Source organism: Arthrobacter sp. NPDC056727, assembly GCF_042790555.1.
GTDB lineage: Bacteria > Actinomycetota > Actinomycetes > Actinomycetales > Micrococcaceae > Arthrobacter.
On the sequence record NZ_JBHTZA010000007.1, the window covers coordinates 79947 to 102206 of the forward strand.

The 22260-nt window shown below is 64.8% G+C and carries 22 protein-coding genes and 1 tRNA gene; 15 read left to right on the top strand and 8 right to left on the bottom strand.

What is annotated here, in order from left to right:
• Window positions 1-1425 (bottom strand): NAD(P)/FAD-dependent oxidoreductase, encoded by a 1425-nt coding sequence (locus ACFRAH_RS09020; protein WP_377990557.1) that lies wholly within the window; start codon window positions 1423-1425, stop codon window positions 1-3.
• A 118-nt stretch (window positions 1426-1543) separates the two neighbouring features.
• Between ACFRAH_RS09020 and ACFRAH_RS09025 the strand changes: the two genes are divergently transcribed.
• The 4 genes from ACFRAH_RS09025 (at window position 1544) to ACFRAH_RS09040 (ending at window position 5829) form a co-directional block, all read left to right on the top strand.
• Window positions 1544-2980 (top strand): PucR family transcriptional regulator, encoded by a 1437-nt coding sequence (locus ACFRAH_RS09025; RefSeq protein WP_377990558.1) that lies wholly within the window; start codon window positions 1544-1546, stop codon window positions 2978-2980.
• Between the two features lie 242 nt (window positions 2981-3222).
• Entirely contained in the window at window positions 3223-3960 is a 738-nt protein-coding gene (locus tag ACFRAH_RS09030) for an SDR family NAD(P)-dependent oxidoreductase (RefSeq protein ID WP_377990559.1), read from the top strand.
• A 146-nt stretch (window positions 3961-4106) separates the two neighbouring features.
• The gene (locus ACFRAH_RS09035; RefSeq protein ID WP_377990560.1) at window positions 4107-4901 is read left to right on the top strand and encodes an MOSC domain-containing protein; all 795 of its coding nucleotides are present in this window, start codon (window positions 4107-4109) and stop codon (window positions 4899-4901) included.
• The gene (locus tag ACFRAH_RS09040; protein ID WP_377990561.1) at window positions 4891-5829 is read left to right on the top strand and encodes a PDR/VanB family oxidoreductase; all 939 of its coding nucleotides are present in this window, start codon (window positions 4891-4893) and stop codon (window positions 5827-5829) included. Before ACFRAH_RS09035 ends, ACFRAH_RS09040 begins: the two co-directional genes overlap by 11 nt.
• 283 nt (window positions 5830-6112) lie before the next feature.
• On the opposite strand, the gene ACFRAH_RS09045 is transcribed toward ACFRAH_RS09040, so the two are convergent.
• The 6 genes from ACFRAH_RS09045 to ACFRAH_RS09070 all read right to left on the bottom strand — a co-directional run bounded on the left by ACFRAH_RS09045 (window position 6113) and on the right by ACFRAH_RS09070 (window position 10477).
• Window positions 6113-6388 carry a hypothetical protein gene (locus ACFRAH_RS09045; protein ID WP_377990562.1) on the bottom strand — a complete coding sequence of 92 codons (276 nt, stop codon included), beginning with the start codon at window positions 6386-6388 and terminating at the stop codon, window positions 6113-6115.
• A gap of 150 nt (window positions 6389-6538) precedes the next feature.
• A complete protein-coding gene (locus ACFRAH_RS09050; protein ID WP_377990563.1) occupies window positions 6539-6892 on the bottom strand; it encodes a hypothetical protein in 354 nt (117 codons plus the stop codon).
• Between the two features lie 89 nt (window positions 6893-6981).
• The gene (locus tag ACFRAH_RS09055) at window positions 6982-7386 is read right to left on the bottom strand and encodes a universal stress protein (RefSeq protein WP_377990564.1); all 405 of its coding nucleotides are present in this window, start codon (window positions 7384-7386) and stop codon (window positions 6982-6984) included.
• Window positions 7383-8915, bottom strand: coding sequence for a tripartite tricarboxylate transporter permease (locus ACFRAH_RS09060; protein ID WP_377990565.1), 1533 nt, complete (start codon window positions 8913-8915; stop codon window positions 7383-7385). Before ACFRAH_RS09060 ends, ACFRAH_RS09055 begins: the two co-directional genes overlap by 4 nt.
• 9 nt (window positions 8916-8924) lie before the next feature.
• Complete coding sequence (locus ACFRAH_RS09065; RefSeq protein WP_377990566.1) at window positions 8925-9470, bottom strand: tripartite tricarboxylate transporter TctB family protein; 546 nt, start codon at window positions 9468-9470, stop codon at window positions 8925-8927.
• Between the two features lie 5 nt (window positions 9471-9475).
• Window positions 9476-10477: a Bug family tripartite tricarboxylate transporter substrate binding protein gene (locus ACFRAH_RS09070; protein ID WP_377990567.1), complete on the bottom strand. Its 1002-nt coding sequence runs from the start codon at window positions 10475-10477 to the stop codon at window positions 9476-9478.
• Window positions 10478-10622: 145 nt separating this feature from the next.
• Here ACFRAH_RS09070 and ACFRAH_RS09075 point away from each other — a divergent pair, with 145 nt between their 5' ends.
• The 9 genes from ACFRAH_RS09075 (at window position 10623) to ACFRAH_RS09115 (ending at window position 20451) form a co-directional block, all read left to right on the top strand.
• Entirely contained in the window at window positions 10623-11507 is an 885-nt protein-coding gene (locus ACFRAH_RS09075) for a LysR family transcriptional regulator (protein ID WP_377990568.1), read from the top strand.
• Window positions 11508-11647: 140 nt separating this feature from the next.
• Window positions 11648-12562 (top strand): 5-dehydro-4-deoxyglucarate dehydratase, encoded by a 915-nt coding sequence (gene kdgD / locus ACFRAH_RS09080; RefSeq protein WP_377990569.1) that lies wholly within the window; start codon window positions 11648-11650, stop codon window positions 12560-12562.
• Between the two features lie 36 nt (window positions 12563-12598).
• Window positions 12599-14212 carry an aldehyde dehydrogenase (NADP(+)) gene (locus ACFRAH_RS09085; RefSeq protein WP_377990570.1) on the top strand — a complete coding sequence of 538 codons (1614 nt, stop codon included), beginning with the start codon at window positions 12599-12601 and terminating at the stop codon, window positions 14210-14212.
• Complete coding sequence (locus ACFRAH_RS09090) at window positions 14209-15537, top strand: enolase C-terminal domain-like protein (protein ID WP_377990571.1); 1329 nt, start codon at window positions 14209-14211, stop codon at window positions 15535-15537. Before ACFRAH_RS09085 ends, ACFRAH_RS09090 begins: the two co-directional genes overlap by 4 nt.
• Window positions 15538-15572: 35 nt before the next feature.
• Window positions 15573-16493: an AEC family transporter gene (locus ACFRAH_RS09095; RefSeq protein WP_377990572.1), complete on the top strand. Its 921-nt coding sequence runs from the start codon at window positions 15573-15575 to the stop codon at window positions 16491-16493.
• Window positions 16494-16761: 268 nt separating this feature from the next.
• On the top strand, window positions 16762-17889 hold the full coding sequence (locus tag ACFRAH_RS09100) for a mandelate racemase/muconate lactonizing enzyme family protein (protein ID WP_377990573.1): 1128 nt from the start codon (window positions 16762-16764) through the stop codon (window positions 17887-17889).
• Window positions 17890-17899: 10 nt separating this feature from the next.
• Window positions 17900-18595 (top strand): FadR/GntR family transcriptional regulator, encoded by a 696-nt coding sequence (locus tag ACFRAH_RS09105; protein WP_377990574.1) that lies wholly within the window; start codon window positions 17900-17902, stop codon window positions 18593-18595.
• Between the two features lie 201 nt (window positions 18596-18796).
• Window positions 18797-20152 (top strand): MFS transporter, encoded by a 1356-nt coding sequence (locus ACFRAH_RS09110; protein WP_377990575.1) that lies wholly within the window; start codon window positions 18797-18799, stop codon window positions 20150-20152.
• A gap of 101 nt (window positions 20153-20253) precedes the next feature.
• Window positions 20254-20451 carry a hypothetical protein gene (locus ACFRAH_RS09115; RefSeq protein WP_377990576.1) on the top strand — a complete coding sequence of 66 codons (198 nt, stop codon included), beginning with the start codon at window positions 20254-20256 and terminating at the stop codon, window positions 20449-20451.
• Between the two features lie 78 nt (window positions 20452-20529).
• On the opposite strand, the gene ACFRAH_RS09120 is transcribed toward ACFRAH_RS09115, so the two are convergent.
• Window positions 20530-20612 (bottom strand) — tRNA-Leu (locus tag ACFRAH_RS09120).
• Window positions 20613-21037: 425 nt separating this feature from the next.
• On the opposite strand from ACFRAH_RS09120, the gene ACFRAH_RS09125 reads away from it, so the two are divergent.
• Both ACFRAH_RS09125 and ACFRAH_RS09130 read left to right on the top strand, forming a co-directional pair.
• The gene (locus ACFRAH_RS09125; RefSeq protein ID WP_377990577.1) at window positions 21038-21781 is read left to right on the top strand and encodes an FhaA domain-containing protein; all 744 of its coding nucleotides are present in this window, start codon (window positions 21038-21040) and stop codon (window positions 21779-21781) included.
• A complete protein-coding gene (locus ACFRAH_RS09130) occupies window positions 21778-22260 on the top strand; it encodes an FHA domain-containing protein (RefSeq protein WP_003800263.1) in 483 nt (160 codons plus the stop codon). Before ACFRAH_RS09125 ends, ACFRAH_RS09130 begins: the two co-directional genes overlap by 4 nt.

Here is a 22260-nt window from a genome sequence, read left to right on the forward strand (position 1 = left end):
TTAGTGTGCGCCTGTGAGCTTTTCGAGAATTTTCGAGATATTTGAGGGTTTGCCGCTCAGGCGTTCTTCTACGTCTGCAGCCGAGGCGGCGTAGAGGCCCATGTTCACCAGCAGCCAGCGGAGGGGTTCGCGTTCCCATTGGGGTGAGCGGTGGTCCACGATGGGCAGGCTGGTCAGGGAAGACTTCTTGTCAAGGATCAGGTCGCGGAGTACCCGGCCGGCCAGGTTGCTGGTTGCGACCCCGTCCCCTACATACGGTCCGGCCCAGGCCAGTCCCGTTTCCTTGTCCAGTCCTACGGAGGGGTGCCAGTCCCGGGGCACGCCGAGCGGGCCGCCCCATCGGTGGGTGATGGCCGTGTCTTCGAGGGAGGGGAAGAAGTCCAGCATGGTGCGGCGGATCTTGGCGTGGATTCCGTCGTTCACGTCGTAGGACTCTGAGACCGATGATCCGAAGTGGTAAGGGGCTCCCCTGCCTCCGAAAACGAGGCGGCCGTCGGTTGTCATCTGCGCGTACACGCGCAGATTCCGCAGGTCGTTGAAACCGAATCGGTGATCAAGCCGCAGTTCGCGCCGGGTCGCTTCGGGGAGGGGTTCGGTTGCCAGGACCAGGGAGTAGAGCGGAGCCAGCGTCCGTTTATGATTCGGCAGTTGTGAGGTGTAACCCTCGGTCGCGCGAATGATGTATTTTGCTGTGACCCTGCCGCCGCTGGTTTGGATCTGGCCGGGTTCAAAGTCCACGACGTTGGTGTTTTCATAGATGGTTGCGCCCATCTTTTCCACCGTTGCGGCCAGTCCGCGTACCAGCTTTCCAGGGTGGACGAGTGCGCAGTGCTGGGTGTAGGCGGCTCCAAGAATTCCGTGGGCTCCGACGGCAGCCTGTGCCTCCTCCCGGCTGCGCAGGTCCCACTGACCCTTCAGCCCGAAGTCGTTGGCGGATCTGACCGCTGCCTTTGCTTTTTGCAGTTGAGCTTGGGAGCGTGCGAGGGAGAGGAAGCCCTCTTTGCTGAAGTCTGCGTCGATTTTCTCTTCCGAGATGATCGTTCCGACTTCGTCGACCGTGTCGTTCATCGCGTACTGCAGGGAGAGCGCCTGGTCGTAATTGTGCAGTTTGGCCACGCGGCCGAGGCTGATCGGGAAGATTGCCGAGCACCAGCCTCCGTTGCGCCCCGATGCGCCGTAACCAACGTACTCGCGCTCGACAATGACTACCCGCAGGGAAGGGTCGGCCTTCAGCAAGTAGTAGGCGGACCACAGCCCGGTGTATCCGGCCCCGATAATGACGACATCGGCAGTAGTGTCAGCGGAGAGCGGCGGGCGGACCTTCTCCTTCAGCGACGGCGCCCACACGGGAATGCCCGGGCTCTGGACGGAAGCCAGATCCGCCGGTGCGGTGTTTCTCAGTTCAAACTGGGGGTTGATAGCCACAACGCCACCTTCCTTTCTTCCCTTCGAGTATGGTTTGGGCCGGTGACTCAAACCACAGACAACTTGCTAAAGTGAAACTTGTTTATTAGCACTTCGTATAAAAAGGCTTTGGGCGACCATGATCACCGTCGACAATCTCATCCGTATACCAGGGCTCGACATTGAGTACCTGGGAGGAATTGAAGGTGGAGGAAGGCCTGTGTCCTGGGCCCATGCTGTTGATCTCCCCGATCCATGGCACTGGGTGGAGGCGGGTGATCTCGTCATGACAACCGGGGCTGGTCTGCCCTCCGCCAAAGACCAGGCAGCTTGGTTGCTCCGCCTCATTGAAACCGGCGTCAGCGGGCTCATCATCGCGCCGCACCCAAAGGCACCCAATGTGGACGCGTCGATGATCCGCATGGCCGATGAGCACCAGTTTCCGCTGCTCAAGGCCCCCTTCGAGCTAGAATTCGTCGCGTTGGCTCGAGTCATTATCAAGAACTCCTTGGACATTGAGCATGAGCGCCTTGAAAACGCCAAACGGATTTTTGACGCCTACGGCGACTCGCTCAGCAGGGAAGCGGACCGCCTGGGACGCCTTGAAGCAATTGCCCGGGGCGTGGGCTGGGGGCTTGCGCTGGTGGATGATGCCACCGGTGACATCGTGGCCGAGTCCGGGCGGCATAAAGGCGCCGGAGTCGGCGACGTCGAGGAAATGCTGCAGGAGGTGCCAGGACGACTGCGCATGTCACTGAGAATTCGAACGGAAAAGAACACGCTCCCGGACCCGTTGCTAATGCACTACGTGTCGGGAATTACGGCGCTCGAGCTGGAGCAGTACGCCAAATCCCTGGATGAGAGACGGCGCGAAGGGGAAACGGTGCTGCGAAGTCTGCTCAAGGGTGCCTTGGAAATGCGCGCCATCTCCCCAGTCCTTGAGCAACGCGGGATGAGCGGCGACGTGGTCCTGCTCAGCATTCGGACCGGCAGCCATGGCTCCTACGATGAATCGACAATTCATCTTTCTCCTGCCCTGCGCGACCCCGAAATCCTCCTCTTGCAGGAAGACGACCAGTTCTTCGCTTTGGCACCGGACGATGACGCGCTTTTCGAGAAAATGTCATTCCTTCTGGGTAAAGCCGACATCGGCGTCAGCTTGCCCATCTCTGGCGTAGTAGGCATTCCCGAGGCCAGGCGCCAGGCCCACCTCGCTCTTCAGGACTCGCTGGAGGCCAACGCGGGAATCTCAAGGTATGGAAGCGTTGATGAAGAGCAGGCATACTTCCCCCGCAGCATCGCGGAATCGCGGGCATTGATCCGCGGAATCCTCGGTCCGGTCATCGAACACGACCGGAAAAGCCGCGGGGACCTCATGGAAACACTCGAAATCTTCCTTGCCGCGGACCGCTCCTTTGTCCGGGCTGCCCGGGAACTCAACATCCACAGGCAAACCCTGGTGTATCGCCTCAACACCATCGAACAGCTGACCAAGCTCCACCCCAACTCCACAGAAGGGACAGCAAGGTTCTGGTACGCATTCCAAGTAGGCAAACGCGCCGGACTGCTTCCATAACATCTCAGCAATTCGTCTAGGCCTCACGAACTTATTCATACACTTCCACAAGTGTGGTTGGGCTCACTTCGTATTTAGATGATGAGCGCTACATGCGTTGTCGAAGGAGGCAAGCGAATGCCCGAGCGAGCCCCCAGCCGCTCCCAGCTGCACCGAACGTTGAGATCCCTGCATCTGAAGATGATTGGCGACAACGCCCCAGCCGTAAATGGCCTGCAGTTTGGCTGCACCAAGGCCATGACATGAGCGGCGGCATGGTGGCAGGGAAGACGGTCCTGGTAACCGGCGCCTCCCGGGGCATCGGCCGCGCAACGGTCGAGGTACTGCACCGCGAGGGCGCCCACGTAGTACTCCATTACGGCAACGATAAAGACTCAGCACAGGCAACAGCGGATTGGTTGGGCGATCGGGTGAAACTCGTCCAAGGCGACCTGCGCTATCCTGCCGAACGGCTGAGAGTCTGGAGGGACGCGGCTGCATGGCGGGACGGCATCGATGTCCTGGTGAACAATGCAGGAGGCTGGCTTGCCTCTGAGCTGGACGACGAGGACTCCTGGCAGCGCGGCTGGCAGGCCAACTACGAGCTGAATCTGCTCGCCCCAGCCGACCTCTGCCGGGAAGCCATCCTGGGGTTCCGGACACGCAGCGGCGGGATCATCATCAACGTCACCAGCCGCTCAGCCCACCGAGGAGACGACGCCGAACACCTTGCCCACGGGGCAGCCAAAGGTGGACTACTGGCACTGACCAAGGGCATTGCCCGCGGGTACGCGGAGGAAAACGTCCTCGCTTACGCCGTGGCACCCGGCAGAGTCGCTACCGATATCTCCCGCGCTCATCCCGCGCCCGCAAGTCTCCCGCTGGGTGAGGTCACTCCCCCTGAGGATGTTGCCGAAGCGATCGCTTTCCTGGCCTCCGGCCGGTCCCGGCACGCCACAGGAGCCACTATCGACATCACCGGCGGAGACTACGTGCGCTAATACCCTCATGCCTCAGTTCAGGGAAATTTCACCCGCAGGGCTTTTTTGCCCACTATGGAAGCTTCTCGACCGCAAAACCAGGAGTCGCCTGCTGGTTACCGTAATTGAGCAGCCGCCTCCAGCTCCGCACAGAAGGACAACATTCAATGCAGATCGGCCAAGTCTCGGAGCTCTACGTCTACCCCGTGAAATCGATGAGCGCACAACAACTGGAGTCAGTACAGGTGAGCCCTGAGCACGGGTTCCCGTTCGACCGGGCCTTTGCTCTGGCTCATCACGGCGCGGCCACGCAACGGGAATTCGCTGAACCCCTACACCCGGACTTTCATATGCTCACCGTGGACCACCGTCTTGCAGGTCTTCGTACGCATTGCGATCCAGCCACCGGCCATTTTGAGGTCTTCGTCCAGGAACATCTTGTGTTCTCCTCCGACCTCTCCACTCCAGAGGGTTGTTCAGAGGCAGGGAAGTTTTTTGCGGCCGTGCTCGACCTTCCGGATGACAAGCCGCCCGTCATGGCCCGCGGGCTGGGGCACAACTACGCGTGGCTCGACAGTGCGTCCTGCCACATCGTGAACCTCGCTTCTGTTCGGGATCTATCCGAACGTGCAGGGGTAGAAATTGACCCACTGCGGTTCAGGGCGAATCTCTACATTGATACTGATGAACCCTGGGCGGAGTTCGAGTGGATAGGCGAAGAACTGAGAATTGGAGAGGACGTGCTGATAAGGCCGTCAAAGCGCGCCACCCGTTGCGCTGCTACGGAGGTGAATCGCCTGTCGGCAACCAGAGACGTGCCGATCCCCCGACTTATCAAGCGTCACTACGGCCACTCAGACTTCGGTATCTACGGGGCCATCATCAAAGGCGGCCTTCTCAAACCCGCTATGGCTGTAGAACGACGGCCCACCCATGAGAGGAGCGCCGTTGATGGTGCCTGAATACCTCAAGGTGCGACTTGCCCAAAAACGCCGGGTTGCCGAACACATCATCGAGTTTCGTTTCGATGCAGCAGACGGCTCTCCCCTCCCCGCACCCTCTCCGGGAGATCACATCGAGATCCTCACGCCGTCCGGCCAGGCCAGGTGCTACTCCACGACGGAAGACCTTCAGGGCGCCCAGGGCCGCTGGACCATAGCCATTGCGCTCGACCCAGCCGGCAGTGGCGGGTCGGCCAGCATGCATGCGCAAGCAACCGTGGGTGACATCATGCGTGTCCGACCACCCACAGGCAATTTTCCCTTCACAGTTTCCAAGAGGGCACTATTCATCGCCGGCGGCATAGGGATCACGCCCATCCGCTCCATGTACAACTCTCTCCGTCGACAACGGAAACCGTATGAGTTCGTCTACCTCGCTTCCTCCAAGAAGGAAGCAGCCTACCTAGAGGAATTCACGGACGATCCCCACACCACCGTGCACCTGCGCAACGAGCATGACCGACGCTTCGACCTGTGGAACGTACTCCAAGAACCGGGCGAACGCGACCTCTTCTGCTGCGGGCCAGTCGGCCTCATGAACCAAGTCCGGGCACTGACCATGCATTGGCGCCCATCCCGCATCCACTTCGAGGACTTCGGCGCGGTCTCACCGCTCAACGAATTCAGCGCTCCCTTTTCTGCACTGTGGGCGCCCACAGGTGAGCTGATATCTGTGCCGGCTGAGGCCACGCTACTGGACGCGCTCCGGGCGGCCGGAATCGACTGGCCGAGTTCCTGTAACGCCGGAACGTGCGGGACTTGCAAGCTCACGCTCCTCGCCGGCGACGCAGACCACAGAGACGTCGTCCTTACGGAGGACGAGCGGGCAACCCTGGTCACGCCCTGCGTTTCCCGCGGTGATGGCGTCCTGGAACTGGGGCCACTCTAAAACAGTCTTTGCGACCCTTAGCCTGACGTCGGGTTGAATTACACCCCAACCTGACGTCAGGCACGAAGCCGAACGGAGTCAGAATAGGGGCCCGATTCTCCTATTCCGACAAGGGCTTCGGGAACTCTTAGATCGCAACCTGACACCGATGCCAGCGCATCCAACGATGAGCCGATCAAAGGCATCGGGCCCCAACCACCCCCGGCGACTACCACTTCACCGAACTGTGCCGCAGAACGGAAAAGCCCCGGACCTGAAAGATCCGGGGCTGCGCAGGGTTCTGTTACCGCTCGATGCTGACGGTGAGATCCAGGTGGATATCGGTGCCGGCGGCCAGGCGTTCCTGGAGGTAACGGGCAAGGCTCGCGTCGCTGGCGGTGTGAACGCTTTGCGGGATCGCTCCGCGGAGGAGGGCCTTGGTGCTGGTGGACTTAACCATGTCCAGCGGCGCCCACCCACGGTGGGCGGAAGTCAGGCGTTCCAGGTCGGTGCGGAAGGAGCGCCGGTGGTCGTCGCGGACCGTGGCGCACATGGTGAACGGGATGAAAGCACTAGGCAAAGATGTCCTCTCAAGAGGCAGCCGGTGGTCGGCGCCCACGTAGAACAAGATCCGTTTGGCCTCTGTTATTCCGTTTCGGCAGGTTATGAGTCCGACGTCACGGCGGAGTGATCCCGACCCGCCGGCAACAAACGCCCGACGCCGGATCCGTCACCATGGCGTGCGGAAACGGTGCCTTAGCGGCGGCCGGAAAACCGTCAGCCCGTCCTTCTGGTGGATCATCGCCCGGCCCTTGCCGTCTTCCTGAATGATCCAGAAAACGCTGCCGTCCAGCGCCACCATGTCAACGCGCCCGCTGGCCATCACCCGCCGGTCGCGGCACACGGTAACCTCGTCCGAACGCGAAAGCTTGCACCAGTTGGGGACCGGCTCGAGGGGGTTGATGCGGGCCTGCCCGCCTGCGGCGAGCCGCTGGTTGCGTAGGCGGTGCTGGCGGGGCGCTCCGATCGGCGTGGATGGGGTCGGCGTGGATGCGGTCAGCGTGGATGCCATCAAAATGGACATGGGTCTTTACCTCTAAAAGAGTATGGCTAAGGCGGGCCGGAATCCTGTTCGGGTGCCGGCCCGCCTCTTACCAAGCGGTGCTTCGGGAACTAAAACTGGCCGCCGTCGGCCTTCACGGCCAGGACGGGACGGTCAGCCTGCATGAGGATGCGCTGGGCGTGGCTGCCCAGGATGAACTTGCCCACCTGCGTGCGGTGCCGCAGTCCGATGACGATCAGGGAGGCGTTCGCCTCGCGGGCGACGTCGAGGAACTCATCCGCCAGATCATGCTGGTAGGGCGGCTGGATCACCCGGGCCGTCACGCCTGCGTCCGCCGCCTGCCGGGTGGCGTTGGCCAGGACGTCGTCGGGTGCCACGGACTTGTCCACGAGGGCGCCTTCACGGGCGGAGTTGACGATCACCAGGTCCTGGTTGCGGAGGCGGGCCTCCGCGATGCCGGCCGCAAGGGCAGCCTCCCCTGCCGGGGTGGGGACGAATCCGACGATGATGCTCATACCTTCTCCTTGATTTCAGTGGCGGCCGGTTCCGTGGGGACGGTGGCCTTCCGCTTGGCCAGGCCCGAGCGGATGCCCGGGAGCGCGGCCACAACAACGAACACGATGAGCAGCGTCGCGGAGATCGGCCGGCTGAAGAAGCCCAGCGGGTCGCCGCCAAACACCAGCAGGGCACGGCGCAGCGAGCTCTCGAGCAGGGAGCCCAGGACGAATGCCAGCACCAGCGGGCCGGGTTCGAAGCCGAACTTCTTCATCAGGTAGCCCACGATGCCGAAGACCACCACGAGCGTCACGTCGAACATGCTGTTGTTGATCGTGTAGGCGCCAAGCAGGGTGATCAGCGCCGTGATGGGTGCCAGGATGGCGGCCCGGACGCGGAGGATCTTCACGAAGATCCCCACCAGCGGCAGGCTCATGATCAGCAGCAGGATGTTGCCGATGTACATGGAGTTCACCACGCCCCAGAACAGTCCCGGGTCCTGCTCCACCAGCTGCGGGCCGGGAGTGACGCCCTGGATCAGCAGTGCGCCGAACATCAGCGCCATGGTGGCGTTGGCCGGGATGCCGAGGGTCAACAGCGGAATGAACGACGACGTCGCCGCGGCGTTGTTGGCGGTTTCCGGCCCTGCCACGCCCTCCGGCGCGCCCTTGCCGAAGCGCTCCGGCTGCTTGGCCCGCTTCTTCTCCATGGCGTAGGAGGCCATGGAGGCGATGGTGGCACCGCCGCCGGGCAGGATGCCCAGGAAGAAGCCGAGGACCGAGCCGCGTCCGATGGCGCCGGACGCCTGCTTGAGGTCGCCCCGGGAGGGCCAGACATTTGCGACGGCGGAGGGCGCCTTTGCGGCGCGGTGGCGCTCCTCGAGGTTGTACATGATCTCGCCGAGGCCGAAGATGCCCATGGCAATCGGCACGAAGTCGATGCCGTCGGCCAGCTCCAGGCTGCCGAAGGTGAACCGGTTTTCGCCGGTGAAGATGTCCCGGCCGACGGTCGCCAGCAGCAGGCCAAGGGCGGCCGCGATAAGCGCCTTGGTCTTTGAGCCGCTGCTGATGGTGGCCACCAGCAGGATGCCCAGCAGCGCCAGGGCGGTGTACTCGGCGGGACCGAAGTCCAGGGCGAAGCTGGCCACGACCGGGGCAAGGAACGTCAGGCCGATGATGGCCGCGGTGCCGCCGATGAACGAGCCGATGGATGCCAGGCCGAGAGCTGTGCCGGCCCGTCCCTGCTTGGCCATCTGGTAGCCGTCGAAGACCGTGACCACCGAGGATGCCTCGCCGGGCAGGCGCAGGAGCACCGAGGTGATGGTGCCGCCGTACTGGGCACCGTAGAAGATGCCGGCCAGCATGATGATGGCGGTGACGGGCTCAACGTTGTAGGTGAGCGGAAGCAGGATAGCGATGGTTGCCGCGGGCCCCAGGCCGGGCAACACTCCGATCAGCATGCCGATAACGACGCCGATCAGGCAGTACAGGAGGTTCATTGGCTCCAGGACGACTGCAAATCCGTTGATCACGGGATTCAGGAAATCCACGGTGGTCTCCTAGAAGAGGTGGGGAATGGAAGTGTTGAGCGCAGTCACGAAGATGCCGTAGAAGCCGGCCACCACGATGGCGCTGACCAGGAGCGTTGAGCGCCACGTTTCGCCGCCGAGGAAGCGCATCCAGATGATGCACAGCACCAGGGCCGGCAGTTCGAACCCGGCGATCGGCATGAGGGCCACCATGGCGGCGAGCGTGACCAGCCCGGTCAGCGGGGCCATGGACATGCGTGTGAACTTCTCCGCGTCCCGGTTGTGCCGGCCCATGATCAGCTGGAACAGCCCGAGGGCCACCATCACGCAGCTGATCATGAACGGCCACAGGCCCGGCTGCGGCGCCGACGGCGTGCCCAGGCCCATGGCCACGGACAGGACCACGGCTCCGGCGCCGACGCCGATGACCACGAGGGAGGAGCCCACGTTGGCCAGCGCACCGGCGGACGGCGGCTTTTCCTCTTCCCACTGCGCTGCCAACTGGTCGGGGGTCAGGTCGTCAAGCTCTTCGGCGGGAAGCTCGTTCGCGCCGGATACCGGTGATGCTGCCTGCACTGGAATCACTTGTTCCCGGCGAGGCTGATGCTGTACTTCTCCACCAGGGCCTTGTACTTGGCTGCGTAGTCCTTCCACTGCGTGACTACTTCCGCGCCGGAGATTTCCTTCGGCGTCAGCATGTTCTTCTTGTTGAACTCCTTGTACTCGTCCGACTTCAGCGTGTCCTGGATGGCGGACAGGAGCTTGTCCTTGACTTCCTTCGGGGTTCCCTTGGGGGCGGCGACCGCGCGGTACTGGGCGACCGGAACGTCGTAGCCGGATTCCTTGGCGGTGGGGGTGTCCGGCAGGAAGGAGTTCCGCTCCTCCGAGAAGACCAGCAGCGGGGACACCTTGCCGGCCTGGATCTGCGGCATGGCTTCACCCAACTGGATGGTGGTGACTTCCACCTGGTTGCCCAGGACGGCGGTCAGGGCCGGCTTGCCGCTGTCGAACGGAACATCGGTGCCCTTGACGTTGGCCTGCTTGAAGAGGACGGTCTGGGCGAGCTGGCTGCCGGTGCCGACGCCGGTGGTGCCGTAGGTGATGTTGCGTCCGGCCGCGGTGAGGTCCTTGATGGACTTGAAGCCGGACTTTTCGCTGGCAACCAGGACGTAGTCGTCCTGCGACAGGCCGGTGATGATGTCAAAGTCATCGATGTTGACGGCCTCGTCCTTGGTCACTGCCAGCGGCGTGATGGTGATCAGGGAAGCGTTGATCAGCAGCAGGTTCTGGCCGTCGGCAGGTTTGCCTGCCACCTCCTTGCTGGCGAGTGCGCCGTTGGCGCCGGGCTTGTTGACGACGGGGATCGGGGCCCCGAGGGTCTTGGCCGCGCCTTCGGAGATGGCACGCGCGATCAGGTCAGTACTGCCACCGGGTGCCTGGCCTACGGTCAGGTTGACCGGGCCGTTGGGGTACTTCGATGAATCGGCGCTGCCGCCGGCAACGTTGCCGCATGCGGTCATTGCCAGAAGGGTGATGGCGGACGCCGCCCCGAGAACGGCGCGGCGGGTGGGGAAGTGCATCATTGAAACTCCTCGTTTGCACTGCGGGCTGCCTCAGCCCGCAGGTTTTGTGAACCGGGTCACTGCCGGATCGCTAGGTCGAGTGTAGGGAGGCGTTATGATGCATGTCTAAGCCCAAATATGCATTGAGTAATACCGGGAGAGCATCATGTTTACCTTCGACCAGCTGACCGGATTTATCGCCGTCGCCGAGGAACTGCACTTTGGCCGGGCTGCCGAGCGCCTCAACATGACCCAGCCCCCGCTCAGCCGCCAGATCCAGAAGCTGGAGAAGAGCGTCGGCGCCGAACTGCTCGAGCGGGACAACCGCCGGGTTGAGCTCACGCCAGCCGGACGCGCCTTCCTCGACGAGGCCCGCAGGCTCATGGCCCTGGCTGGCAGGGCACCCGTCACCGCACGGCGGATCGCCTCCGGCCGGCAGGGCCATCTCCGCATCGGCTTCACGGCCGCGAGCGGGTTCAGCATCCTCGGCCCGCTGCTGGAGGAGATCGGTGCCATCCTGCCCGAGGTGGACATCGACCTCCAGGAGCTGGTGACGGGCGAACAGATCCAGGGACTCCTCACCGGTGAACTGGACCTGGGCCTGGCCCGGCCGCCCTTCGACACCGATGTTTTCGACTCGCACCTGCTGTACCGGGAGTCGATGGTGCTGGCGGTACCGGCCTCGCATCCGCTTGCGGACCTGAAGCGGGACATCCGGAGCGAGGACTTCAAGGACGAACCGCTCATCATGCACTCCGCCACGGAGGCCCGGTACTTTTACGACCTCGTGGTCCGCCTGCACGATATCCGGCACGAAAACGTGGTGCACACCGTCAGCCAGATCCTGACCATGGTCTCGCTCGTGGCCGCCAAGCGGGGTGTGGCCTTCGTGCCGCACTCGGCAACGGCACTGGGCATCCGGGGCGTATCGTTCCTGCGGCTGGCGAGCGGGGAAGAGGAACCCGTGGAGTTGCATGCCATCTGGAACCGGGACGCTAAGAACCCCGCGCTGGTGCGGCTGCTGCGCGACCTGGAGTTTGCGGCCGGCTAGATTGCCCGCACTTGGAGACTAATGCGCTGAGGGTATCAATAGATACAAAAATGCACTTAGACAGGCATGGACGGTGGTCCCTAGTCTGAAGAGGAACCACCACCCCCCGCCGCCTCCGGCACCGACTCCAAGGACATCCCGTGGCAAAATTTTCACCCCAGGAACTCGCCAACACCCTCAAGGACGGGCTGCTGTCCTTCCCCGTAACCTCCTTCGATGCAGAGCTGCAGTTCGACGAGGAGAACTACCGCAAGCACCTGGCGTGGCAGGCCAGCTACCCCGTTGCCGGGCTGTTCGCCGCCGGCGGCACGGGTGAGGGCTTCTCCCTCACCCCTGCCGAGTCGGCCCGCGTGGTCCGCGCCGCCGTCGAGGAAGTCGGCAGCACCGTTCCCGTCCTGGCCTCCGCCGGCGGCTCCACAGCCCAGGCCATCGAGAACGCCAAGGCCGCCGAGGCCGCCGGCGCCGAGGGCATCCTGCTCCTGCCCCCGTACCTGACCGAAGCCGACCAGGGCGGCCTGATCGACCACGTCAGCGCCGTCTGCAATGCCACCTCGCTCGGCGTGATCATCTACAACCGCGCCAACGCTATCTACAAGGACACCACGGTGGCCACGCTCGCCGACCGCCACGAGAACCTGATCGGCTTCAAGGACGGCGTGGGCGACCTCGAGCACGACGCCCGCGTCTACGCCAAGCTCGGCGACCGCCTCTTCTACCTGGGTGGCCTCCCCACGGCAGAGACCTTTGCGCTGCCGCTCCTGCAGCTGGGCATGAGCACCTACTCCAGCGCCATGTACAACTTCGTTCCGCAGTTCGCGCTCGACTTCTACCAGGACGTCCGTAACAATGACCGCGTCGCCGTCAACCAGAAGCTCAACGATTTCGTCATTCCTTACCTGGACATCCGCGACCGCGTGAAGGGCTACGCTGTCTCCATCGTCAAGGGCGGCCTCGACGCAATCGGCCGTTCCGCCGGCGGCGTCCGTCCCCCGCTGCAGAACATGGCGGAAAAGGATCTGGCCGACCTCAAGGCGCTCATCGCCAAGGTCTCCTAGCTGCCGGCCAACACCTTATATTTAGGAGGAACCACCGTGACCCTTACCGGACACTCCCTGATCGCCGGACAAACCGTCAAAGGCGAAGGCAAGACGACCTTCGCGTTCAACCCGGCCAGCAACGAACAGCTCGAACCGGCCTACACCCTGCTCACAGAGGAGCAGCTCAAGGCTGCGACCGCCGCGGCCGCCGAGGCCTTCGCGTCGTTCAGCACCCTGGACCCCGAAACCCACGCCGCGTTCCTGGACGCCATCGCGGACAACATCGAAGCAATCGGCGACGAACTGATCATCCGCGCCGGCCAGGAAACCGGCCTGCCCGCCGCCCGCCTGACCGGCGAACGCGCCCGCACCGCCGGCCAGCTCCGCCTCTTCGCCAACGTCGTCCGCCAGGGCGACTTCCGCGGCGTCCGCATCGACCCCGCCCTGCCCGACCGCACGCCCCTGCCCCGCGCGGACATCCGCCAGCGCCAGATCCCGCTCGGCCCCGTCGCCGTTTTCGGCGCCAGCAACTTCCCGCTGGCGTTCTCGACGGCGGGCGGCGACACTGCCTCCGCCCTCGCCGCCGGCTGCCCCGTCGTGTTCAAGGCCCACAACGCCCACCCCGGCACCAGTGAACTCGTCGGCCACGCCATCACGAAGGCCGTTGCGGACCTCGGGCTGCACCCGGGAGTCTTCTCCCTGATTTATGGCCCGGGCTCCAGCATCGGCCAGGCCCTCGTGGCCGACCCCGCGATCAAGGCTGTCGGCTTCACCGGCTCCCAAAGCGCCGGCATCGCCCTGATGCGTACCGCCGCCGCGCGCCCCGAACCCATCCCCGTCTACGCGGAGATGTCCTCCCTCAACCCGGTGTTCGTCTTCCCCGGCGCCCTCAAGGGCGACGTCGACGCCCTTGCGCAGCAGTACATCACCGCCGTGACCGGCAGCTCCGGCCAGCTCTGCACCTCCCCCGGCCTGCTCTTCGCCCCCGCCGGTGAGGCGGGCGACAAACTGGCTTCCGCCGTCGGACGCGCCGTTTCCGCCTGCGCCGGCCAGACCATGCTCACCGCAGGCATCGCCGACTCCTGGAACACCGGAACCCAGGCGCTTGGCGCCGCAGACAACGTGACCGTCGTCGGGACCGGAACCCCCGGCCCCACCCAGAACGCCCCGGCACCGGCCATCTACGGCACCCAGGTCCGCGACTTCATCACCAACGAGGTGCTGCACGCCGAGATCTTCGGCGCGGCGTCCCTGGTGATCCGCTACTCCTCCGCCGAGGAACTCGTCGAGGCCACCCATCGAATCGAAGGCCAGCTCACCGCCTCCCTGCAGCTCACCGAGGAGGACTACCCGACGGCGGCACAACTGATCCCCGCACTCGAACAGAAGGTGGGGCGCATCATCGTCAACGGCTGGCCCACGGGCGTCGAAGTCGGCCACGCCATGGTCCACGGCGGACCCTTCCCCGCCACCTCCGACACCCGCACCACCTCCGTCGGAACCCTCGCCATCAACCGTTTCCTCCGCCCCGTCGCCTACCAGAACCTGCCCCAGGAACTCCTCCCGGCAGCCCTCCAGGACGCCAATCCCTGGCAGCTGAACCGCCGCATCGACGGCACGGTTGCGGCCGCCGATGCCGCTGCAGAGAAAGAGGAGGCCAACGCATGACCGCCCAGCCGACCATTGCCCGCGTGGAGGTGGTCCCCGTTGCGGGGTACGACAGCATGCTGATGAACCTCAGCGGCGCCCACGGGCCGTTCTTCACCCGGAACGTGGTCATCGTGACCGACTCCGACGGCCGCACCGGCCTCGGCGAGGTTCCCGGCGGCGAGAAGATTCGCACCACCATCGAGGAGGCCGGCGCGCTGATCGCCGGCAGGCCGGTGGCCCGCTACCGCTCCCTGCTGCGCGAAATCGCCGCGGAGTTCGCCGACCGCGACGCCGGCGGCCGCGGCCTGCAGACATTCGACCTGCGCACCACCGTCCACGCCGTCACCGCCGTCGAGTCCGCACTGCTGGACCTGCACGGCCAGTTCCTGGGCGTCCCGGTGGCCGAGCTGCTGGGCGACGGGCAGCAGCGCACCTCCGTGCCAATGCTCGGTTACCTTTTCTTCATTGGTGACCACCAGCGGACGGACCTGCCGTACCTGGTGGAGGAATCGCCGTCGGACCGGTGGGAGCAACTGCGCCGCCAGGAGGCAATGACACCCGAGGCAGTGGTGGCGCTGGCGGAAGCCGCGCAGGAGCGCTACGGCTTCAGCGATTTCAAGCTCAAGGGCGGCGTGCTGTCCGGCGACGACGAAGTGGACGTGGTCACGGCGCTGGCCAAGCGCTTCCCGGATGCCCGCGTCACCCTGGACCCGAACGGCGGCTGGCTGCTCGAGGAAGCCATCCGGCTCGGCAAGCGGATGCAGGGCGTCGTGGCCTACGCCGAAGACCCCTGCGGCGCCGAAGGGCGCTTCTCCGGACGCGAGGTCATGGCGGAATTCCGCCGGGCCACCGGGCTGAAGACCGCCACGAACATGATCGCCACGGACTGGCGGGAAATGGCCCACGCCATCAGAAGCAACGCCGTGGACATCCCGCTGGCGGACCCGCACTTCTGGACCATGCACGGATCGGTGCGGGTAGCGCAGCTGTGCAGCGAATTCGGCCTGACCTGGGGCTCGCACTCAAACAACCACTTCGACATCTCGCTGGCCATGTTCACCCACACCGGCGCGGCAGCCCCCGGCGAGATCACCGCGCTGGACACGCACTGGATCTGGCAGGACGGGCAGGGCCTCACCAGGAACCCGCTGCAGATCAAGGGCGGCGCCATCGAGGTTCCGGACGCTCCCGGCCTGGGCATCGAACTGGACCGCGAGGCCCTGGACAGGGCGCACCAGCTGTACCTGCAGCACGGCCTGGATGCGCGGGACGACAGCATCGGCATGCAGTACTACATCGACGGCTGGTCTTTCGACCCGAAGCGGCCCTGCCTGGTTCGGTAACAACCAGTCCGTACAGATAAATAGAAGGGCAGAGTGTGGGCGGCGTCGTCTCCGGAATACTCATCGTTTCTGCTGTCATCGCCGTCGGCTACCTCGCCGCCAGGTTCCGCATCCTGGGCCCGGAGGTCCAGGCTGCGCTGACCCGCACGGCCTTCTACATCACCAACCCTGCCCTGCTTTACACCGTGGTGGCGGGCTCCGACATCCGGGCCGCCCTCGGAACCGATGCCCCGCTGGCGCTGCTTTCAGCAGCGGCGGTGGGGCTTCTTTACTGGCTGCTGAGCTTCCTGTTCTTCCGGCGCCCGGCCGCGGAGACCGCCGTCGGAGCCATGGCCAGCAGCTATGCCAATGCCAACAACATCGGCATTCCGGTCTCGCTGTACGCCGTCGGCACGGCGCAGCATGTGGCGCCGGTCCTGCTGGTGCAGCTCCTGGTGCTGGCCCCGTTCTACCTGACGCTTTTAGGAGTGTTCTCCGGCGCCCGGATTTCGTGGAAAAAGGTGCTGCTCCAGCCGCTGTCCAACCCCATGATCATCGCCTCGGCACTCGGCGTCGTCGCCGCGCTGACAGGGTGGCATGAACCGGAGCTGCTGCGGAAGCCGATCGACATGCTGGCCGGCGGGGCTGTCCCGATGGTGCTGCTCGCCTTTGGCCTGTCGCTGGCCGGCCGTGCGCCGCTGCAGAAGGACGACGGCCGGACCGAGACCCTCGTGGCCACGTTCCTGAAGATTGCGGGCATGCCGGTGATTGTCTGGCTGCTGGGGCGTTTTGTCTTCGGCCTCGAGGGGCAGCACCTGCTGGCCAGCGTGATCATGGCGGCCCTCCCCACCGCGCAGAACGTCTTCCTGTTCGCCTCACCCTATGGCCGCGGCACGACCGTGGCCCGCGACGTGATCCTCTGCACCACCGTCCTGTGCGTGGGGGCGCTGCTGGTTGTGGCCTGGGCCGCGGGGTAGGTGGAGAACAGGGTTTCTACAAGGTGCAGGGACGAAAGTTGGACCTGTCCTTGAAGGGAGGAAGCTCAGGCACCTCCGCGCAGGACTGCCGGGTCCGGCCTCCTCTCGGGTGCTGGACCCGGCCCTTGCCTGCTCATTTTGAGTGGCCCGTCCTCCCTTCGAGTCCCAACTGCGGCGATTCTCGACTGGGTGCATTACTTGTACTACAAGTAATCAACTTGTATCCTAGGTAGGCGGGCGATGTTGCCCCCATTCCCAAGGAGAACCCATGAGCACCGTCGACCTCATCCGGCACGTCAAACTTTCCACCGCACGCCTGCCGCTGGCTGTTCCGATCAGCGACGCCAAGGTGTTCACGGGGCGCCAGAAGCCCATGACCGAAGTCGTTTTCCTCTTTGCCGAGATCACCACGGAACAGGGCCACACCGGCCTCGGCTTCAGCTACTCCAAGCGCGCGGGCGGGCCGGCCCAGTACGCCCACGCCAAGGAAGTCGCCGAAGGAATCATCGGCGAGGACCCCAACGACATTGGCAAGCTCTACACCAAGCTGCTCTGGGCCGGCGCCTCCGTGGGCCGCTCCGGCGTCGCCACCCAGGCCCTCGCCGCCATCGACATCGCGCTGTACGACCTCAAGGCCAAGCGCGCCGGGCTGCCCCTGGCCAAGCTCCTGGGCTCCTACCGCGACTCCGTCCAGACCTACAACACCTCCGGCGGCTTCCTGAACGCCACCCTGGACGAGGTGAAGGCCCGGGCCACGCAGTCCGTCGAGGAAGGCATCGGCGGCATCAAGATCAAGGTGGGACTCCCGGACACCAAGGAGGACCTGCGCCGCGTGGCCGGCGTCCGTGAACACATCGGCTGGGATGTGCCCCTGATGGTCGACGCCAACCAGCAGTGGGACCGCGCCACCGCACTGCGCATGGGCCGCCAGCTCGAGGAGTTCAACCTCATCTGGATCGAAGAACCGCTGGACGCCTACGACTTCGAGGGCCACGCCCACCTCGCCCAGGTCCTGGACACCCCCATCGCCACCGGCGAAATGCTCGCCTCAGTGGCCGAGCACAAGGGCCTCATCGCCGCCAACGGCTGCGACATCATCCAGCCCGACGCCCCACGTGTCGGCGGCATCACGCAGTTCCTCCGCCTCGCGGCCCTGGCCGACGAACGCGGCCTGGGCCTGGCCCCGCACTTCGCGATGGAAATCCACCTGCACCTGGCCGCCGCCTACCCGCGCGAGCCGTGGGTAGAGCACTTCGACTGGCTGGACCCGCTGTTCAACGAACGCCTCGAAACCAAGGACGGCCGGATGATCGTCCCGGACCGCCCGGGCCTCGGCGTCAGCCTCAGCGACCAGGCCCGCGCCTGGACCACCGAGAGCATGGAATTCGGCGCGTAACCTTGAACCCATGAGCCGGAACCTGACCGCGGATCTCGCCGCCGACCTTCGCACCCGCATCGTCGACGGCGCGATCCAGCCCGGTGAGAAGCTCCCGAGCGAAAACACCCTTATCGGCGAGTTCGGCGTCAGCCGGACGGTCGTCCGGGCCGCGCTCACGCGGCTCCAGGCAGAAGGTCTGGTGGAAACCGAGCGTGGGCGGGGCAGCTTTGCGCTGACCCCGCCCACGGCGGGTCCGACGTCGGGCCAGCCCGCGAGGGCTGTGGTCACCGCCGAAGACCGGCTGCACCTGCTGGAATTCCGGATCGGCGTCGAGACCGAAGCGGCGGCGCTGGCCGCCGGAAACCGCACAGAGCGCCAGTTGCACGCCATGCGGCAGGCGCTGGCGGACTTCACCGACAGCGTCGAACATCCTGCACACGCCATGAAGGCGGACTTCGAGTTCCACAAGGCCGTTGCCGCCGCCTCCGGAAACCCTTTCTACACGGACTGCCTTGCCTCCCTGGGCCAGACGATGATCGCGATGCCGCGCACCCGGCTGATGACCGGCGTCGAGCACTACGCGCGGGACCACTTTGAGCAGGTGGTCCACGAACACGGGTCCATCTTTGCCGCCATCGCGGAGAGCGATGGGGCCTCAGCGTCCGCAGCGATGCGCAGCCACCTGGCCAACTCGCGGCGCAGGCTCCGGGCCGGACGCGAATAGGCCGCCGTGCACCAGCCGAAGCAGGTGGGTGGGCAGTGAGCCAGCAGTAGTTCCCTGCGGGTATCACGCCATGCAATATGCGTGTTGGACGGGCATGAAACCTACTGCTTACAGTTAATGAGTGCTGTGGCGAGGACCACAACGGCCTGCCCCGCAGTCCCCACAGCGTGATCTTGCTGCTCTATCAAAGAGGATTCCCCCATGCAGTCTGTAGACACCGCTGTCACGGATCTGGCTTCGGCCATGAAGAAGTTTTTCCGGCGCGTGCTGCCCATCATGCTGGTCATGCTCGTATGCAACCAGCTGAACCGGTCCAACATAGGCTACGCCCAGGACCATCTGCAGGCTGACGTTGGCATCGGCGCCGCGGCCTACGGCTTCGGCGCCGGGCTGTTCTTCATCGCCTACGCCATTTTCGAGCTTCCGAGCAACGTGATGATGGAGAAGTACGGAGCCAAGGTCTGGCTGACCCGGATCATGGTGAGCTGGGGCATTGTTTCCTTCCTCATGGCGTTCGTCCAGAACGAGATGATGTTCTACGTGCTGCGGTTCCTGCTCGGTGCGGCTGAAGCCGGCTTCTTCCCGGCCGTCATCTTCTACTTCGCCCGCTGGGTGCCCGCCGGGCAGCGCGGCAAGGCGACCGCCGTCTTCATCGCCGGGTCGTCGGTGGCAGCAGCCCTGTCCGGCCCCATCGCCGGCCTGCTCCTGAGCCTGCACGACGTCCTGGGCCTGCGCGGCTGGCAGTGGCTGTTCGGCTTCGAGGGGGTGCTCTCCGTAGTGGTCGGCATCATCGTGTTCTTCTTCCTCGACGCCAAGGTCCAGGATGCCAAGTGGCTCACGGCCGGTGAAAAGTCGGCTCTCACCGCGACGATCGACCAGGAGGACGCCCAGCACACCACGGCCGGCGACGGTAAGGTCAACCGCTGGAAGATGCTCCTGAACCCGCAGATCCTCCTGCTGTGCGGCATCTACTTCTCGGTGCAGCTCTCCATCTACGCGAACACGTTCTGGCTGCCGACCATCGTCAAGCAGATTCCGGGCACCACGGACCTGAGCGTCGGCTTCCTCTCCTCCATTCCCTGGGTGTGCGCCGTCTTCGCCATGTACTTCGCAGCGAAGTGGCAGGACAAGGCAAATTCCAAGCGCCCGCTGCTGGTCGCCGCACTCCTCGTGGCCGCCGTCGGAACGCTCGCGGCGGCAGTCGCTACCCCGGTCCTTGCCCTGGTATTCCTTGCCGTCGCCGCCATGGGCTTCAAGAGCGCGTCACCGCTGTTCTGGACCATTCCGCAGTCGGCCCTGCACCCGCTGGTCCTCGCCCCGGCCATCGCCATCATCAATTCCCTGGGCAACCTCGGCGGATTCGTGGCTCCGTTCGGATTCGGCATCATCAAGGAGCAGACCGGGAGCGTGGTGCCCGGCCTGTTCGCCCTCGCCGCGGCCTCCACGGTGGCTGCCATCCTGGTCTACTTCCTCAAAGAGCGGAAGCCGGCCTCCGGCGTTGCAGAGAAGGCATCGGCGCCCGGCGCAGCGCGGATGGAGCCGTCAACCGCCAAGTAGGTACCGGCGGCGTTAAGGCTGGTCCTCGGGGCGGGTGTCGGAATTCCGGCGCCCGCCCCGAGGAGTTTCCTGCGCAGGCAGCAGTGCCGGTGGAGGTCGCGGTGGAAGCGGACAAATCGATGGGCGCCCTGCAGACCCAGACCCTCCCCACCGGTCAAAAGCAAGCCGTACTGACCGTTACGGGTATTAAAGGCACGCTCGCGGCAACTGTGGTGAAAACCGGGGCCGCCGGCACCGTGTCTGCAGGTGCGGCGCCGGAACTCGCCAAGCTGGTCAACGCCGCGCTGGCTGCCGGCTGACGGGCCGGTTGAGTACACGCAACTTCTGAAACAAGAAAGAACCCCGGGAGATCATCGATTTCCCGGGGTTCTGATGCGTGCGCGAGGGGGGATTTGAACCCCCACGCCCTTTCGGACACTGGCACCTGAAGCCAGCGCGTCTGCCGTTCCGCCACTCGCGCGCAACTTCTTCCACTCGGCCCAGCCGGAATCCGGCTTGTTGCCTTGCGAAAGCAGCGAGATCAAGCATAACGGACATTCCCCGCAAATTCCTAATCGGGGCATTGAAGGCACTTTGCGGCATGGCCTGCACCTCCGCGGCCACGGGCCGCACGGGCACCGAAAGCCCCTGCAGATGCAGGATCCCCGCCTGTGATCGCGCCCACATTCGCTCGGGAAGCGTGAACGAATCGGATCCCCGGCGCGTTGTGGATTAAGGTCTTTCGCAGACGTGGCAAGTAGTATCGAATGTATAGGGCCCGCTTCCGGCGGGCACGGTTTTAGTTGTGCACTGTGTTTGTTGTGCGCAGTGTTTTGTTGTGACTGCGTTGCCAGAATGAGTTCCACGGGACGTGCTGTCCCTCAGCAGCAAGGAAAGGAGAAGACCATGGGTTTGCTGGACAAGGTTGAACGCGGCATTGAAAAGGCCGTCCGCGGTGTCTTCTCCACCGGCTCCAAAGCCCAGGTTGAGCCCGTGGAAATCGCGAGCCGCCTCCGCCGCGAAGTGGACCACAAGGCCATCACGATCGCTGCCGGACGCACGCTGGTGCCCAACGTCTTCGATGTTCTCCTGAGTGACGAGGATTTCCAGCGCGCCCAGGAGTGGGGAACGCCGCTGGCCGAGGAACTGTGCGACGTCGTCATCAACCACGTCCGCAGCCAGGGATACATCCTCCAGGGCCCGGTCCGCATTTCATTCCGCCGGGACGAGGCACACCGGGCCGGCGACTTCGAGATCACCTCAAAAACCGAAAAGTCATCCAGTGCGGCCCCGGCGGCCGCCCCTCGGGCCAACGTGCCGGCAGCCCCCAGCCGGCAGCCGGTCCGGCTGCAGCCCGTCCTGGACATCGACGGCCAGCGGTATTCACTCAATGCGCCCTCAGTGGTCCTGGGCCGTTCATCAGAGGCTGACATCCTGGTGGACGACACCGGCGTCTCCCGCCGGCATCTGGAAATCCAGACCCAGGGCGGCACCACCACCGCCGTCGACCTGGGCTCCACCAACGGCAGCTACGTCAACGGACAGAAAGTGGCCGGCAGCATGGAGCTCACCGACGGCTCCACCATCACGATGGGACGGACCAAAATCATCTTCCGCCTCCTGCCCGCCAACACTGGCGGCCGCCCATGAGCGAACTGACCATCACGGCCCTGCGCTTCGGGTTCCTGCTTCTTCTCTGGGTCCTCATCTTCAGCATCGTCTCCGCCATGCGCCGGGACCTCATGATCGGCCGCAAAGCCGCCACCGGCGCCCCCACGGCACGGCAGGTGCGGAAGAATCCCGAACTCGCCGAACCGGCACCGGCACCGGCCAAACAGCAGGCCCGCCAACTGGTGGTCACCGAAGGTCCGCTCAAGGGCCGTACGGTCCCCTTGGCTGCCAGCCCCATCCTGCTGGGGCGCGCCCAGGAGGCCACGCTGGTGCTGGAAGATGACTACGCCTCCGGCCGGCACGCCCGGCTCTTTCCGCAGGGAAGCCGCTGGTTTATCGAGGACCTCGGCTCCACCAACGGCACCTATCTGGCCGACCAGCAGCTCACCAGGGCCCTGCCCGTGGACCTTGGTGTACCCGTGAGAATCGGCAAGACGGTCATTGAATTGAGGCCGTAG